This is a genomic window from Aeromonas salmonicida (assembly GCF_028355655.1).
In the GTDB taxonomy this organism is placed as follows: domain Bacteria; phylum Pseudomonadota; class Gammaproteobacteria; order Enterobacterales; family Aeromonadaceae; genus Aeromonas; species Aeromonas salmonicida.
The window spans coordinates 2,288,107-2,303,980 of record NZ_CP110645.1 but is presented as its reverse complement, the minus strand read 5'-3'; the positions used below and the strand labels follow the sequence as shown (position 1 = coordinate 2,303,980).

The 15,874-nt window shown below is 60.1% G+C and carries 15 protein-coding genes; 7 read left to right on the top strand and 8 right to left on the bottom strand.

Annotated features, from left to right (window positions below):
• Positions 1 to 5 precede the first annotated feature (5 nt).
• Complete coding sequence (gene prmB, locus ONZ54_RS11030) at positions 6 to 941, bottom strand: 50S ribosomal protein L3 N(5)-glutamine methyltransferase (protein WP_271788153.1); 936 nt, start codon at positions 939 to 941, stop codon at positions 6 to 8.
• An 82-nt stretch (positions 942 to 1,023) separates the two neighbouring features.
• Here prmB and smrB point away from each other — a divergent pair, with 82 nt between their 5' ends.
• Complete coding sequence (smrB, locus tag ONZ54_RS11025) at positions 1,024 to 1,548, top strand: endonuclease SmrB (RefSeq protein WP_005315464.1); 525 nt, start codon at positions 1,024 to 1,026, stop codon at positions 1,546 to 1,548.
• A gap of 153 nt (positions 1,549 to 1,701) precedes the next feature.
• A complete protein-coding gene (locus tag ONZ54_RS11020) occupies positions 1,702 to 3,000 on the top strand; it encodes a sensor domain-containing diguanylate cyclase (protein ID WP_271788152.1) in 1,299 nt (432 codons plus the stop codon).
• 55 nt (positions 3,001 to 3,055) lie between these two features.
• On the opposite strand, the gene ONZ54_RS11015 is transcribed toward ONZ54_RS11020, so the two are convergent.
• The 5 genes from ONZ54_RS11015 to ONZ54_RS10995 form a co-directional block, all read right to left on the bottom strand.
• Positions 3,056 to 3,340, bottom strand: coding sequence for a class I SAM-dependent methyltransferase (locus ONZ54_RS11015; RefSeq protein WP_005315459.1), 285 nt, complete (start codon positions 3,338 to 3,340; stop codon positions 3,056 to 3,058).
• 21 nt (positions 3,341 to 3,361) lie between these two features.
• Positions 3,362 to 3,760 (bottom strand): GFA family protein, encoded by a 399-nt coding sequence (locus ONZ54_RS11010; RefSeq protein ID WP_011898674.1) that lies wholly within the window; start codon positions 3,758 to 3,760, stop codon positions 3,362 to 3,364.
• A 293-nt stretch (positions 3,761 to 4,053) separates the two neighbouring features.
• Entirely contained in the window at positions 4,054 to 4,425 is a 372-nt protein-coding gene (locus tag ONZ54_RS11005) for a VOC family protein (RefSeq protein ID WP_271788151.1), read from the bottom strand.
• 352 nt (positions 4,426 to 4,777) lie between these two features.
• Positions 4,778 to 6,229, bottom strand: coding sequence for a chitinase (locus ONZ54_RS11000; RefSeq protein WP_271788150.1), 1,452 nt, complete (start codon positions 6,227 to 6,229; stop codon positions 4,778 to 4,780).
• A 334-nt stretch (positions 6,230 to 6,563) separates the two neighbouring features.
• Positions 6,564 to 7,793: a methyltransferase gene (locus ONZ54_RS10995; RefSeq protein ID WP_271788149.1), complete on the bottom strand. Its 1,230-nt coding sequence runs from the start codon at positions 7,791 to 7,793 to the stop codon at positions 6,564 to 6,566.
• Between the two features lie 254 nt (positions 7,794 to 8,047).
• On the opposite strand from ONZ54_RS10995, the gene ONZ54_RS10990 reads away from it, so the two are divergent.
• The gene (locus ONZ54_RS10990; protein ID WP_271788148.1) at positions 8,048 to 8,626 is read left to right on the top strand and encodes a PhnA domain-containing protein; all 579 of its coding nucleotides are present in this window, start codon (positions 8,048 to 8,050) and stop codon (positions 8,624 to 8,626) included.
• Positions 8,627 to 8,811: 185 nt separating this feature from the next.
• Here the strand turns inward: ONZ54_RS10990 and fadJ are convergent, their stop codons facing one another.
• Entirely contained in the window at positions 8,812 to 10,962 is a 2,151-nt protein-coding gene (gene fadJ, locus ONZ54_RS10985) for a fatty acid oxidation complex subunit alpha FadJ (protein ID WP_271788274.1), read from the bottom strand.
• Positions 10,962 to 12,272 carry an acetyl-CoA C-acyltransferase FadI gene (fadI, locus tag ONZ54_RS10980; protein ID WP_219597298.1) on the bottom strand — a complete coding sequence of 437 codons (1,311 nt, stop codon included), beginning with the start codon at positions 12,270 to 12,272 and terminating at the stop codon, positions 10,962 to 10,964. The genes fadJ and fadI overlap by 1 nt, the downstream gene beginning before the upstream one ends.
• A 194-nt stretch (positions 12,273 to 12,466) precedes the next feature.
• Between fadI and ONZ54_RS10975 the strand changes: the two genes are divergently transcribed.
• The 4 genes from ONZ54_RS10975 to ONZ54_RS10960 are packed head-to-tail and all read left to right on the top strand — an operon-like array spanning position 12,467 to position 15,867.
• Positions 12,467 to 13,417: an AAA family ATPase gene (locus ONZ54_RS10975; RefSeq protein WP_271788147.1), complete on the top strand. Its 951-nt coding sequence runs from the start codon at positions 12,467 to 12,469 to the stop codon at positions 13,415 to 13,417.
• Between the two features lie 7 nt (positions 13,418 to 13,424).
• A complete protein-coding gene (locus ONZ54_RS10970) occupies positions 13,425 to 14,324 on the top strand; it encodes a DUF58 domain-containing protein (RefSeq protein WP_416995687.1) in 900 nt (299 codons plus the stop codon).
• Positions 14,309 to 14,875: a DUF4381 domain-containing protein gene (locus ONZ54_RS10965; RefSeq protein ID WP_271788146.1), complete on the top strand. Its 567-nt coding sequence runs from the start codon at positions 14,309 to 14,311 to the stop codon at positions 14,873 to 14,875. The genes ONZ54_RS10970 and ONZ54_RS10965 overlap by 16 nt, the downstream gene beginning before the upstream one ends.
• Entirely contained in the window at positions 14,872 to 15,867 is a 996-nt protein-coding gene (locus ONZ54_RS10960; RefSeq protein WP_271788145.1) for a VWA domain-containing protein, read from the top strand. The genes ONZ54_RS10965 and ONZ54_RS10960 overlap by 4 nt, the downstream gene beginning before the upstream one ends.
• Positions 15,868 to 15,874: the final 7 nt, after the last annotated feature.

The following is a 15,874-nucleotide window of genomic DNA, read 5'->3' as shown; positions in this document are numbered from 1 at the left end:
CCTGCTTAGCTCTTGTAAATCGCGAAATGATCCTGGTACTGCTCCAGTTCGGCCTTGGTCATCACGAACACGCCGTGACCGCCGTTCTCGAATTCGACCCAGGTAAAGGGCACTTCCGGGAACTGGGCTTCCAGGTGGATCATGCTGTTGCCCACCTCGACCACCAGCACGCCATCATCCTTGAGGAAGTCGGCAGCATTGGCCAGCAGACGCTTGGTGAGCTTGAGGCCATCGGAGCCGGAGGCCAGCGCCAGTTCCGGCTCGTGACGAAACTCTTCCGGCAGATCCGACATGTCTTCGGAGTCCACATAGGGCGGGTTGGAGACGATGAGATCGTACTTGTCACCGGCGGGCAGATCGCGCATCAGATCGGAGCGGATCGGAATGACCTGCTGCTCCAGACCGTGATCGGTGATGTTGCGCTCGGCCACGTTCAGCGCATCCACGCTGATGTCGATGGCGTCCACTTCCGCATCCGGGAATTCGTGGGCCATGATGATGGCGATGCAACCGGAACCGGTACAGAGATCCATGATCCGGGTCGGCTCATGCTTGAGGAAGGGGGCGAAGCGGTTGGCCACCATCTCAGCGATGGGAGAGCGCGGGATCAGCACCCGCTCGTCCACGTAGAACTCCCAACCGGCATACCAGGCCTTGTTGGTCAGGTAGGCGGCCGGCACGCGTTCTTGCACGCGGCGAATGATGAGCTCGGCGATGCGATGACGCTCGCTGGTGGTCAGACGGGAATGGCGCATGCCGGGATCCGCGTCCGGCGGCAGATGTAGCGCGGGCAGTACCAGCTGCACGGCCTCATCCCAGGCGTTGTCGGTACCATGTCCGTAGAAGATCCCGGCGTCGTTGAAACGACTCATGGCCCAGCGCAACATGTCCTGGATGGTGTGCATCTCGGCAACCACCTCATCGATAAATATCTTGTCCAAATCCACCTCCAAGTCGAGTAATATCCGGCCCGAGCACCCACTGTATAGCGGGCAAGACGCATACCTGACAAATGAGCCTCTGATGAAAAAAACGCCCTCACCGACGATCGAGGAAAGCCTGCTGTTTCGCGATGCAGTCAAAGGTACCCGGAAAATTAAGCAAGATACCATAAGGGCCGACCTGCGCCCGGTCAAGCAGAAACGCGAACTGCGGGAAAGCCGCGAAAAGCTTGGGGTTGGCCACTTTTTCAGCGACGAGTACCAGCCCCATCTCGATGAGGATGGCCCGACCCGTTACGTGCGTGACGATGTGTCAAAATTCGAGCTGAAAAAGCTCAAACGCGGCATCTATCCGCCGGAGATTTATCTGGATCTGCACGGCATGAACCAGAATCAGGCAAAACAGGAGCTGGCCGCCCTGCTCACCCTCTGCCAGAAAGAGAACATCCATGTCGCCTCCGTGATGCACGGCATCGGCAAACACATCCTCAAGCAGCGGATCCCGAGCTGGCTGGCCCAGCACCCCAATGTGCGCGCCTTCCATCAGGCCCCCCGTGAATGGGGCGGCGACAGCGCCATCCTGGTGCTGCTGGACATAGAGGAATAGCGCTCGCTTCTCGACGAGCTGCCGTTGCCGTCTTGGTGACGTCAGCAAGGCACTCGGCCTCCACCTTCACATCAAAGCTCCATATGCCTCCCGCAACGAGTAAATCGGCGGCACTATACTGAATATCAATGTGTTATTCGTCATGGAGGTTGCATGTTTACAAAGGGTTCTCATGCCGAGATCAAATCATCTCTCGATGCCATCGGTGCGGCGGTGGCGGTATTTTCCCTGGATGCGGATGATCGCTTCATTCTGGTCTCGGCCAACGATACCTTTGCCCAGGCATTCGAGCTGGATGTGCCGGGCACCATAGGCAAACGACTCAACGAGATGTTTCCCCGCTACATCACCGGCAGCATAGAGCAGCCGATGCATGACTGTGTCAGCCAGCAAACCGGGCTGGAGAGCGAGCTCCCCATCGATACCCTGTCGCGTACCAGCTGGTGGCGTTTCATCCTCTCCCCCATCATCATTCCCGAACAGTCCCGGATCACCCGCATCATAGTCACCGCCATCGACATCACGGCCAAAAAGCAGTTGGAAGATGCACTCAAAATGAGTCGAAAGCGTTTTGAAGCCGTGGTGAACTCGGCCTATGACGGCATCATCAGCGTCAGCAGCGAATCCCGTATCGAGCTCATCAATACCGCCGCCTGCGAGATGTTCGGGGTCGATGAGAGCTATGTGGGCAAACGGCTGGAAACCCTGTTGCCACTGCGCTTTCGCTCCAACCACGAGAGCTATTTCAGAGCCTTCAGCAACTCTCCCATCAACTCGCGCCCCATGCACGCCCGCGCCTCCGTCATGGGTCTGCGCCGCGATGGCAGCGAATTTCCGCTGGAAGTGACCATCGCCAAGATCAATCTGGGCCAAACCACTGAGATGACCGCCATACTGCGAGACATTTCGGAACGGGCCCGTCTGGTGGAAGAGCTGAAAGTGGCGGCCACCACGGATCCCCTGACCGGGATCGCCAACCGGCGCCGCTTCGATGAGCTGGTCAAGCAGGAAGTGCAGCGCTGCCAGCATTTCGGCCATACCATGAGTCTGCTGCTGCTCGACATCGATCACTTCAAGCAAGTCAACGACACACACGGCCATCAGCAAGGGGATCAGGCGATCCTCAGTCTGGTGAGGCGTATTGCCAAGCAACTGCGGGAGGTGGACATACTGGGCCGCTGGGGTGGCGAGGAGTTCATCATCTTGCTGCCGGAAACCTCGCTGGATCTGGCCTGGGCCAGTGCAGAGCGGATCCGGCTAGCCATAGCGTCAGAGAGCCACCCATTGGGCGCCGACATCGAGATCCCGCTTACCGTCAGTATCGGCATCAGCGCCAGTCAAGGCCCACAAGATAACGTCGACAACATGGTGCGCCGGGCCGATACAGCGCTCTATCTGGCCAAAAAACAGGGGCGAAACTGCTGCATCAAAGAGGCAACTGAGCAGCCGTAAGCCGGAATGTGACCACACCAAAGACTCCCCGCGTCAGGCCTGAATGATGTTGAATTCAGGTCTGACGCAGCAGCACAGCTAACCGGACCTTGTCCCGCCCACCACTGGAGAGGATCAGCCCACCTGCACCTGCCAGCACCTCACACGCTTTTTGCAACAAGGGTTGATGCGCAGCTCTTGGCAGATGAAACAGTGAATCCCAGATAACCACCCCATCGAAAGGCCCTGCGGGTTGATCATTTTCAATACCTGCCTCGATCCAGACCTGCTCAGGGAAGTCCTGCCGAGCCTGCACCAATGAGGTGGCTGAGTGATCCGCACCCGGCACGTCATAACACATGAGCTGATCAAGAAGGCGACATCATGGCTTGGGCGCAAACTGCTCGAACACCTGCTGGCCGGTCAGGGTGGGCGTCTCGTTCTTCAACTCGTAAAAGTCAGGCTTCTCATCGATGAAGATCTGGCTCGTTAGCTGGAACCTTTCCATCTGGAAAAGACCGGCTGGCACTATGTACTCATCCGTCGGCAGCAGATGATAGAAGAGGTGAGTGCCGCAGGTGGGGCAAAATCCACGCTCCGCCCACTCCGATGATCGATAGGCGACAGGGGCGATCCCGGTGAAGCGCACGTCCGCACCGCAATGCACCGCAAACAGCGGCCCACCCGACCAGCGCCGGCAGGTGGTGCAGTGGCAGAGATTGACCTCCTGGTGATCTCCGGTCGACACAACGATGCCACCGCACAAACAATGTCCTTGCATAACGCCTCCCTAACAAGATGGATCCAAGCCGTTCTTCGGCCAGATTTCGCATCAGATGACTACCATTCCTGTCGCACCCTCGCCATTAACTGCCTCACAAAACGCGGCACGGATCCGGCATATTCACCGCATCTGGGGTGGCGGCGCCTCTATCTGTCTACCAAAGAGGGACACGCTGTCTGCCAAAGAGGGACACGCTCGCCACGTCCTGCTCTTCACCCATACTCCCGCAAACATTTCTTAAAGCACACTTATCCAGTGTCCTGAATGCAATCCGCCATTCAGCCATTGCATCAGCGCCTGGCAGTTTCCTGCAGGGCGATCCGGTTGCCCTCGAGATCCTCGAATTCCGCCACCCTGATGGTGTCGCCAACCCGGGTAACGGGATACAGACGTTGGGCACCGGCCAGCAAGGCGCTCGCCATCACCTGCTCGATATCGGCCACCGCCAGATAAATCCGCGTACCATCCAGGCTCGGAACATACGTCTCTCCCCTGACCAGCGCACCGGAACACCCCTCACCCCCTTCCGAGAGCGGGAATAACGCCATTTCGTTGCCATCTATCTCGGCTCGCTCGAACGTGATGCCAAATACGCGAGAGTAGAACCCGATGGCTCGTGTCATATCTGTCACCGGAATTTCAAAATGCATGGCGATATTCATTGTGTACCCCTCCTTGTTTATCCCGTTTCTGCCAGCTCATCATCAATCTAGTGTCTAGAGCCCATAACCAAACAGGAAAATGGCGTCCCGCCAGACATATATTCACGACACGAAACAACCATAATATGCTGGGTATGAACAGAGGATAAATGAACAGTCACCATCAGATGATGGTTATATCTTGATAAACAGGATATGCAAGCATGGTAATGCATCTTCCTCCCGGATGAATAAATGGCCTCTATATCATGAAAGGAGGGAGGCAATATGCCTCCCCCTTGCCGTCCAACCAGATATATAAAGGATCCCTTGTATTGCTCTCGTTAGCTCCAGTGACGGAGCCGAGCCCTCATTACTTGGCCGGCACCAACGCCCAGGGGTCGCCCTTGCCGGGTTCATTACCCTGAGTCCACCATTTGGCCTGATAAATCGCACCCTTATGACTGACCTTGGCCCCCGCCGTATAAACCTTGGTGATATCCCAGGCTGCATGGCCGTCAACGGGCGGGTCAACCGGATCGATCGGTGCGGGATCGAGCTTGGCGACAATACGCACTTTCGGCCAGTTGGCATGGGAGCCGTAAAAGTTGGTCACACACTTTTCGTAGTCTCCCGGCACCAGGGCCGAATAGGCAGTCTGAAAACCCACCAGCTCACATTCGAAGGAGTAACCGCCGGGTCTGTCCGGGTAGTACTTCCAGTTGCCATCCCAGTTGGTATAAAGCACATCGGTGACACCGTTCAGATTCAGGCTGCCGTAGGGGGTCTGCTGCCAGCAGGTGTTCTTCTCGTCGGCCTTGACGGGGATCTGGTAATGCTCGGCCAACCCCTCCCAATAACGGATCCGGTTGACCGGCTGGCCCTTGTCCTTGTTTTGTTCACCGCACTCTATGCCGCCATTGATGACGTTGATGGTGGTGCCAAAGCCATAGCCGATGCCGGCCGCTATCTCGCGCTGGGAGGGCACCCAGGTGCGGTCAATCACATGCAGCATGGCGGGCTTGGGCGCCTGGGGGGTGAGGAAAAACCAGATGGCGGATGCCAGGTTCAACCAGGAGTCGGCCACCAGCCCCGGGTTGTTGAGCAGCACAGAGGCATCGCCGTCAAACATCGCCTCGGAGAAGGCGCCGTAATTGAAGTGATAAGAGAGCTGCTTTGCGCCGCGACCGAAATAGCCCTGACCCGTACTGCAGGGCCACTTCTTGTTCTGCCAGTCATTTTGCCCACACCCAGTGGTGTAACCCGCCTGCCCCTCTGACCAACCCATTTCACGCACATGCACCAGTGCCTGTTGCCACTCCTCCAGCGCCAGCGGATTATCAGAAATATTGTCTTTGCTGATATGACCACCCGTCTCCTGGGAAAAATGGGCGAAGGCGGTCACTATGGATTTTTTGCAGATAGCATCCGAATCCCGGCCATCGGTATATTCACCACAAAAAGCTGGGAATTTACCTATGGCCCGCAAGAAGCGTTCATAGGTATATTCCGGCGCCGCCATCTGGGTTAAATATTCCCAGTCAGACTCCGTGAACACCCGCTCGACCCGCTTGACGTTATCCGGGTTGCTGGCAGCTCTTGGCATGATGGCATCGACAATATTATTGGGCCGAGTCGCCAATGCTTTTGACCAGACGCCATACATGGGATTGGCAGTTTTGCTTTTTTCAACGACGGCCAATTCTGACGCAGCAATCACATATCCACCGGCATTTTGTGGATCGGGCTGAATATTCATGGCGGCATAACTTGGCAATGCACAGGCAGCAGCAACTAACCAGGCTGAGTGCTTGGGTTTGAACATGGGTCACAGTCCTTGTCTCGGAGAAGTTCATCCCGAGAATAGGCCTTTTCATAACTAAATTCTCATCAAAAATTAAGAAATAAAACGATTCTGTGAGCCATTTCACTTAGTGGCCGTGGCCATGAAAAGCATATAAAAAGAGAGACTGAATGTCGGCCTGATACGTGGGCAAACCACAGGGATGTCGAAACAGGATAGAGAAAGACAGGAACGGCATGATAATCGCCCTGCCTCAGCCTCTTATCCTGGCCACTGGCCATGACAATGACTTGTCTGATGATCCCCGGATTGCCCCGCTGGCCGCAGGGTAATCCGGGGCACGCCACTCACAGGTTCATGCGAGCGAGGATCGCACGGCACGGATCAAAACATTGCGCGGCGTCATGGGCTTGTCGCAGAACTCTCCCACTTCCACCTGGTAGCTATGCTCTTGCAGGAAGAGCGCCCGATCGAGCACCAACCAGATCTCGAGCGGACGACGAAACAGATGGCGCACCAGCTCCATGCGAGCGACATCGCCATAACGCGCCTCCCCCTGCGCCAGAAAAGCGGCAAGATCCATCCCCGCAGGCAGGGCTATCCCCTTGCGCTCGGCCGCCCATTCACAAAACGCCTCGAAGCTGCCGGTGAGCAGACTTTTTTGCATATTGGGTACCGGCAGGTATTCGTTCACTCCGCGCACTTGGCGTTGCAGGCAGTCAAAGCCGAGCCGCCATACCACCTCCTGCTCGCGCAGGCGGGAGATGCGCGCGCCAGCCGTGACCGTTTCCTGCAGCGGCAGCCGCAGATCCGCCTTGGCAAGCGCAAGCGCGCTGGCCTTGGCAGCAGCAGACAAGGGGCGATAGTGGGTGCCGCGGATCAGGTGATAGCAACAAGGGGATATGGTCACTCCCTGGGCACCACGTTCTGCCACCAGCGACAACAGATGGGTGTGCAGCTCGCCACAGGCGTGCAGCGCCATGGCGTGGTGATCCGTGACGAGCAACTGGCCGGCATCGGCCGCAAAGGCATCCGCTTGCACGAAATGCATACGAGCCCCGTCGCGGGCCGCCAGCCGACGTCCCTCTTCACAAAGCGGGCCTTGCAGCTCCAAGCTCAGGATCTCTGCCTGGCGATGCAGGGAGACCAGCCGCCCCAGATGGCCCTTGCCTGCGCACCACTCCAGATAGGGGCCTTGATGGGGTGGCAGGCAACCGGTAAAGGCTTCTATCTGCGCCTGCTTGCGACCCGGCATGTGCAGCGCCATCTCCTTGGCGCACTGGATGGGCTCCGGGGTAAATAGCGCAAGTTCACTCAGGGCGTGTAGCGTCTCCCCCGCCGGGATCCAGGGGGCGAGCAGGTCGCACAGGGCCCCCATGTCACCATCGAGCCGATTGACCTGCTCGAGGGGCATGGCGTTGAGCTGTGCGGCCAGCGCGGGAGCCTCGTCGGCAAAAGCCAGGTTCAGGTGATGATAGGGTTGGTATTGCCACCAGCGCCGGGTCTCGGTCAGCAATCTATCCAGTTGTTGAAAACGTTGAGCCAGCACGCTTGCCCCTGCCTTGCAGTCAAAAAAGAGGCTCATTTTAGCGATCCCTTCCCAAAAAGCACTCGCCAATGCGGATCGGCCGCCATGAGACCGGGCTTGAGCCTGACCGGCGGTCATTAACCCTGGCCTTGCCCCGGCAGGCAACTATAAGCACAGGCGTCAACCAGGCAAACAACCCGGAGCCCGGGCGTTGGCCTGACAAAGAGAGGGGTTTTATGCTATATTCCGCCCCCTCTTTACCCTGGTTCGCTCAAGGCGGGCCATTTTACCAACATGAATGGAACCAAAACATGACCATCAATGCCATCCTGCAAGCGCGCGCAGGCGCCAAGTGTGAACTGTGCGGCGCCGAACAGGCACTGACTGCCTTCGCTGTGCCCCACTCACCGGCCAGCGATGATGATCACAGCCTGGCCCTGTGTGATACCTGCCGTGGCCAGCTGGAACAGCCGGACACCACAGTGGTCAATCACTGGCGTTGCCTGGGCGACAGTATGTGGAGCCAGGTTCCTGCCGTCCAGGCCATGGCGTGGCGTCAGCTGAAAGCCCTGTCCGGCCAGGGCGAAGTGTGGGCACAGGACATGCTGGACATGATGTACATGGAAGACGAGACCAAGGCCTGGGCCGAAGCCGGTATGGCCAGCGATGATGACGACAGCGTACCGACTCTGGATTCCAACGGCGCCGTGCTGGTCGAAGGGGACTCGGTTACCTTGATCAAGGATCTGGACGTCAAGGGCGGCGGCTTCACCGCCAAGCGCGGCACCCTGGTCAAGGGCATCCGCCTGACCAACAACCCGCTGCACATCGAAGGCAAGGTCAACGGCGTACAGATAGTGCTGGTCGCCGCCTACCTGAAAAAGGCCTGACTCCTCGGCTTGAGGATCTAGCCGATCGCAGTCACATCCCGTGCAAGCCACCCTAGCGGGATAGCAATACAAAAAGACCCCCCTCATGCCATTGAGGGGGGTCTTTTGTTATCCGAGGCAACAGGCCACCACTTTCATCCTGCTCGGGCCATTAGGCAGAGCATGGATCAGGTTTCCGACAAGCGTTACCCGTAGAAACGCTGCTGCTCCGCAGCCATTGCCTTGAGGCGATCGCAGGGGGCAAATCGGTCGCCATAGCGTTTCTGGTAGTGCTCGAGACGCTCCACCAGATGGTCGATGCCGAGGGTGTCCATGTAACGGAACGGGCCACCGAGGAAGGGCGGGAAACCGATGCCGAAGATGGCACCAATGTCGCCATCTCGCGCCGAGGCTACCACACCGCTGTCCAGCGCCATGGCTGCTTCATTGAGCATCATCAGCACGCAGCGCTCGGCAATTTCCATCCTGGATTGCTTGGGCGCAGGCTTGACCCCGAGCACGGCGTAAACGCTCTCATCGACCTTTTTCTTGCCCTCTTTGCCGGTAAGCCGATTACGTGGTGCAGCCTTGCCATAGAGGTAGAAACCCTTGCCGTTCTTGCGGCCTTTGCGATCGTCTTGCAGCAGCTTGTCGAACGCCTTGGGTGCCTGGAACTGCTCGCCACCCAGCTCTTTCTCGAGGATGGGGGAGATCTTGGCCCCCACGTCTATCCCCACCTCATCGAGCAGGGTAATGGGGCCGACCGGGAAGCCGAAGTCCAGCAGGGCACTGTCCAGCACTTCCACCGGCTCCCCTTCCAGCACAAGGCGGGCCGCCTCGTTCATGTAGGGCGCCAGGATGCGGTTGACGTAGAAACCGGCCTCGTCTTTCACCACTATGGGGGTCTTGCCCTGGGCACGGGCAAACGCCAGCGTGGTGGCCACCGTCTCGGCGCTGGTGCCGGCGTGGGGAATGATCTCGGCCAGCGGCATTTTGTCCACCGGACTGAAATAGTGCAGCCCCACGATCCGCTCCGGGTGCGCCGCTTCTGCCGCTATCTGATGGATTGGCAGGGAGGAGGTGTTGGAGGCAAACACTGTGTGTTCACCGCATTCGTGCTCTACCTCTTTCACCATCTGGTGTTTGAGAGCGAGATCTTCAAACACAGCCTCCACCACCATGTCTACCCGATGGAACCCGGAGTAATCCAGGGTGCCGGAGAGCAGGCTCATCTGTTTTTCCAGCTCGCTGCGCAGAATGTGACGGCGCTTGAGCTTCTTGGCCAGAATGTCGTAGCTATAGCGCATGGCATTGCCAATGCCGGCGCTCGCCACATCCTTGATCCGCACCGGCACCCCCGCCTTGGTGGCGGTGACGAAGGCGATACCGCCCCCCATCAGGCCCCCGCCCAGCACGGTGGCATGGGTGACCTTGCGTGGCTCGGCACCCTGATAGGTGACCTCTTTCTTCATCTCGGTAGTGGCAAAGAAGAGGGAGCGCAGGGCAGCGGATTCTGCCGTCATCACCAGCTCGCCAAAGTGGCGGGATTCAGCGGCAAGACCTGCCTGCATCCCCTCTTCCACGCCGATGCGCACCACCTCCAGGATCCGCTCCGGCGCCGGATAGTTGCCGCGGGTTTTGCTCATGACGCCTTTGCGTGCCTGATCGAACAGCACCTTGCGACCCAGCGCATTGGTCTCCAGCACCTTGCCCTGCAGATCCCGTTTCAACTGATGGCGGGGCTTTCCCTGCTTGGCCAACTTGATGGCAGCATCCAGCAGGATAGAAGGCGGCACCACATCGTCCACCAGCCCCAACTTCTTGGCCTGTTTGGCCCGCACCTGCTTGCCGGTCAGCATCAGATCCAGAGCCTTGGCCACGCCGATGAGGCGCGGCAAACGCTGGGTCCCGCCAGAGCCCGGCAGCAGGCCGAGCTGTACTTCCGGCAATCCCAGCACGGTTTTGCCGTGGTCGGTCACCACACGGCCATGGCAGGCCAGTGCCAGCTCCAGCCCGCCACCGAGGCAGGGGCCGTGGATGGCGGCGATCACCGGAATGGCCAGCGACTCGATCTCGGCGAAGATGATCTGCCCTTCGCGAGAGAGGGTCTGGGCATCTTCGGCACTGGTACAGGCCGCCAGCATGCTGATGTCGGCACCGGCGATGAAGGAGTCCTTCTTGCCGGAGACCACCACCAGCCCGATCAGCTCGCTGTTATTTTTCACCTCGGCCAGCACGGCACGGATCTCGTCCACGAAGGCGGCCTTCAGGGTATTCATGCTCTCGCCCGGTACGTCCATGGTGAGGATACCGATGCCATCCTGACGTACCGTCAGGGAAAAAGTCTTCGCACTCATCATTCCACCTCCAACACCATGGCCACACCGAGCCCGCCCGCCGCACAGGCGGTATTGAGCCCCAATCCCCCACCCCGACGACGCAACTCATGAAGCGTCTGGGTGATCATGCGCGCACCGGTCGCGGCAAAAGGGTGACCATAGGCCAGGGAGCCACCGAGGACGTTGAACTTGTCCATGTCCACTTCACCGATGGCTTGACTGCGCCCCAACTTGTCACGGGCAAACTCTGCGCTCGCAAACATTTTGAGGTTGGCCAGGGTCTGGGCGGCAAAGGCTTCGTGCATGTCGATCAGGGTCAGATCCGCGAGTGTGATGCCAGCGCGCTCCAGCGCCAGCGGCGTCGCATAGGAGGGGCCCATCAGCATGTCTTGCCATACGTCGATGGCGGAAAACGCGAAGCTGCGAATATAGCCGAGCGGCTCCAGCCCCAGCTCTTTTGCTCGCCCTTCCCGCATCAACAGCACGGCGGCGGCACCGTCGGTAAGCGGGGTGGCGTTGGCAGCAGTGACTGTGCCATGCACCCGGTCAAACACGGGTTTGAGCTTGGCGTAGCTCGCCAAATCCGAGCTCTCGCGGATGTTGTTGTCCCGCTCCAGCGGCGACTTGTAGGGGGGCACGTGGGCGGTGAACACCTCGCCGCTCAGCTTGCCTTGCGCCCAAGCTTCTGCCGCCAGGGTGTGGGAGCGATGGGCCAGCGCATCTTGCGCCTCGCGGCTGATCTGGTGGCTCTTGGCCATCTGCTCGGCAGTCTGTCCCATGGAGAGGCCGGTGGAGTATTCAGCCACGGCAGGGGGAACCGGCATCAGGTCCTTGAGTCGCAGTGCACGCAGAATATTGAAGCGCTGCTGCAGATTGCGCGCCTTGTTGAGATCCACCAGGGCGCGGGCCAGCTTCTTGCTGACCCCGATGGGCAGCACGGAAGAGGAGTCGGCACCACCGGCAATGGCGATGTCGACCGTGCCGGCCATGATGGATTCAGTGACGTTGGCCACTGCCTGGAAACTGGTGGCGCAGGCACGAGACACGCTATAGGCATCCGTGGTGACGCTCATGCCGGTACCGAGCACGATTTCGCGGGCTATGTTGGGCGCTTCCGGCATCTGCACCACCTGACCGAACACCAGCTGGTCGATAAGCTTGGGATCGAGGCTGGTACGGGCGAGCAGTTCACTCACCACCAGCTTGCCAAGATCCACCGCAGGCACGCCGTGAAAGGCGGTGGCCTGTTTGGCAAAAGGGGTACGCAGACCCGCCACGACGGCAATCCGTTCGCCCTGGCGAGTCGTCAGTTTCAATGGCTGTTTCATCCTGGCTCCTTGGTTAAACGAGAAGATTAAAAGGAAGAGGTCTGACCTCATTGGGCCACATCTTAACAATCCACTCACAAATTTCATACGGCTGATTGAAACTAAATTGCCGTCATCTTGGCCCCCTCCCTCGCCCTCTTGGAACAACTGGAGTATAAAAAGAACAACGTCCATAAAAACAACGGGTTCATCCCATGGCAGCGGCCGAGTTCAGACAACTGAGAGACTATCTGGCAAGCCAGATCCTGGGACAGGGTGCCCTCATCGAGGGGCTACTGATCGCCCTGCTATGTGAAGGACATGTGTTAATCGAGGGGGCGCCCGGCCTTGCCAAAACCCGTGCCGTCAGGGCACTGGCCAGTGCGGTGGAGGGGCGCTTCGCCCGTATCCAGTTTACCCCCGATCTGCTGCCTGCCGATCTCACCGGCAGCGAGGTGTTTCACCCGCAAGATGCCAGCTTCGTGTTCCAGCCCGGCCCCCTGTTTAATCACCTGGTGCTGGCCGATGAAATCAACCGGGCTCCCGCCAAGGTGCAATCCGCGTTGCTGGAGGCGATGGCCGAGCACCAGATAACGGTAGGCAAGAAGAGCTGGCGCCTGCCGCCGCTGTTCATGGTCGCAGCGACCCAGAACCCCATCGAACAGGAGGGGACCTATCCGTTGCCGGAGGCCCAGCTCGACCGCTTCTTGCTTAAATTGATGGTGGATTACCCGAGCCCCGCCATGGAGCTCGCCATCTTGCAGCTCAACGCCCGGGGCGAGCAACTAGCCCCCCCGCCAGTGACCCTGAGTCAGGCCGATCTGCTGGCAGCCCGCACCGGCGTTCAAGAGGTACAGATGCAGGGGCGGCTCGAGCACTATCTGGTGCAACTGGTGTGCGCCACCCGCCCGGGTAGCGGCCTGTGCCCCGAGCTTGAACCCTTCATTGCCGTCGGTGCCAGTCCCAGGGCCAGCATAGGCCTGGCCCGCGCCGCCCGCGCCCAGGCCTGGCTCGCCGGACGGGATTTCGTGCTGCCGGAGGACATACAGCAATTGGCCCCCGCCATACTGCGCCACCGCCTCATTCCCAGTTATCAGGCATTGGCCGACAATCTCGATAACGACACCCTGATAGCCCGGCTACTGGACGCGATACCATGCCCCTAGCAACCCCATGCCCATGACCAGACCGGACGAGCCCCGCGCACACCCCGATATTGCCCTCACCCTGGCCCAGTTGCTGGCCATCAGGCTGTGGGCGAGACAGGGGCCGAGGGCTCGCGTCCAACCGGCCCAGCAGGGCAGGCTTGGCCGCATGCCGGGGCTCACCTTTCGCGAGCTGCGCGCCTATCAGGCGGGGGATGAGGTGCGTCACATCGACTGGCGGGTCACAGCCCGGCTCGGTCGCCCCTACACCCGACTCTACAGCGAGGAGCAAGATCAGGCCCACTGGCTGCTGATTGATCTCTCCCCTGCCATGTACTTTGGCTCACGGATACAACTCAAGGCCCGACTGGGCTGCGAGCTGGCCGCGGCCCTGCTGTGGCAGGGAGAGAAACAGGCCAATACCCTGATCTGCCACGGCGCCGAGCTTCATATCCACCCCCAGCGGGGCTCTCTGGTGCCCTTGCTGGAAGCGCTTTGCCATCACTATGACGAGGGGCTGGATCGCACGCCGTTGCAATCCCAATCCCTGGCCCGGACGCTGGCGCGACTCAGCCTGCCTCACGGCGCCAGATTGACACTGATCACCGACCACCAGCCCTGCGATGAGTCGCTCAGCCAGCAGTTGCAACTGCTCGGGCGGTGCCACGACATCCACTGCTGGCAGATCCGGGATCCGCTGGAGGCGAGCCTGCCAAGCCAGGGACGGCTGGCCGTGCAGGCAGTCAGGCAGAACGGCTGGCTCGATGCCACTGAGCCTGGCTTTGCTCATCGCTACCAGCTGGCTGCCGAACGTCTGGCCCGCCAGTGCCACCAGCAATTACTGCCGCTGGTACAACGCCTCTACCGGCTCGACAACGGCCAGTCGCTGCAACAGCAGTGGCAGGAGGGTGCATGTCGTCTGTTTTGAGCATGCTGCTCGCCAGCGCATCCACTGCCGTGGCCACAATCCCCCCCCTCTCACCTCTGGCGGCGCAACTGCGTGACATACACCCGGGCCCCATGCTGGTCGCAGCATCAGATCCCCGTATTCAGGGCTGGTGGGAGTTGCTGATCACGCTTCTGATTGCCGTGCTGATCGGCATAACGCTGAAAAACCTTGGACGCTATCGCCGCTGGCAGCGACAAATTGACTGGGAGGCGCAGGATCTGGTGCCCCGATTGCAAACCGTGCTGCGCGAGGCAGCCCTGCGCCGCTGGCCCGAGGTGCGCACCTTGCAAGGGGATGCCTGGCTCGCGTTTCTGGACAGCAAAGGGGGCTGCCGCTTCAGGGAATTTGCCCTCCAGTGGCCCCAATGGCTCTATGGCCAGGGGGCGCCAAACGCCAGGCAACTCAAGGCACTGCGCTGCGCCTACCTGAGTTGGGGGCGAGCCTGCATCTGGCTGCCATCCGGGATGGCCGTCTTGCTCAACTGCTGGCAGCAAGGTGTCAGGCACCTGCGTGACCGGAGGCCATCATGATCCTCGCCTGGCCCTGGTTTGCACTGGCGTTGGTGCTGCCATTGCTGGTGCGCTTCGGCCTGCCGCCGCTCTCTGCTGACAAACAAAACCGAACCGTGCTGTTGCACGACGGCTTTCCCCTGCTGCGGCCCCATGCCAGCCAGCCACTCTGGCGGATGACGCTGTGCTGGTGCGCCCTGGTGCTGGCCCTGTGCCGTCCTCAATGGCAGGAGCCCCCCCTGGTCACTTACCAGAGCAGCCGGGATCTCATTTTGGCGGTAGACCTTTCCGACAGCATGCGCACCCAGGACATGCTGGATGAGGGGGAGCAGCGGGACAGGCTCAGCGCGGTACGCCAGCAGATAAGCCGACTGATCGAGACGCGCCCCGGCGATCGCATCGCCCTTGTTGTCTTCGCCGATCACGCTTACCTGCTCTCCCCCCTGACCCAGGAGACCAAGGCCCTGCTGACCTTGACCCGTGAGCTCGATTTTGATCTGGTTGGCCGCACCACTGCGCTGGGAGAAGCCATACTGCTGGCTCGCCAACATGCAGATCCCAAACGCCCCACTGCCCTGCTGCTGGTCACAGATGGCCGCAGCACAGCGGGCAGCGCCGATCCCCTGAGTGAGGCCCGGCGGGCTGCCGCCAGCGGCATGACCCTCTACACCCTGGGGGTGGGTGCCGACCCCGATACCTTCGTCGAAGCGCTGCAACCGGCACAAAGCGACCCTAGCGCAGAGCTGGACGAGGCCCTGCTGCAACAGCTGGCCAAGGTGGGTCAGGGCCGCTATTTCCGTGCCAGGACCCAGGGCGATCTCGATGCCATCAACCAGACCCTGGATACCCTGGAGCCTGCCGCCACGGCCCGGACCCGCTATCTGCCGAACCGGGAGCTCTATCCCTGGCCCCTGGCACTCGCCTGGCTGTTGCTGATGTGGCCCGACAGTCTGCACTGGCCCCGCCTGCTGCGCTTGCGCCCCCAACTGCAACGGGGAGACGCCCATGATTGATCGCCAT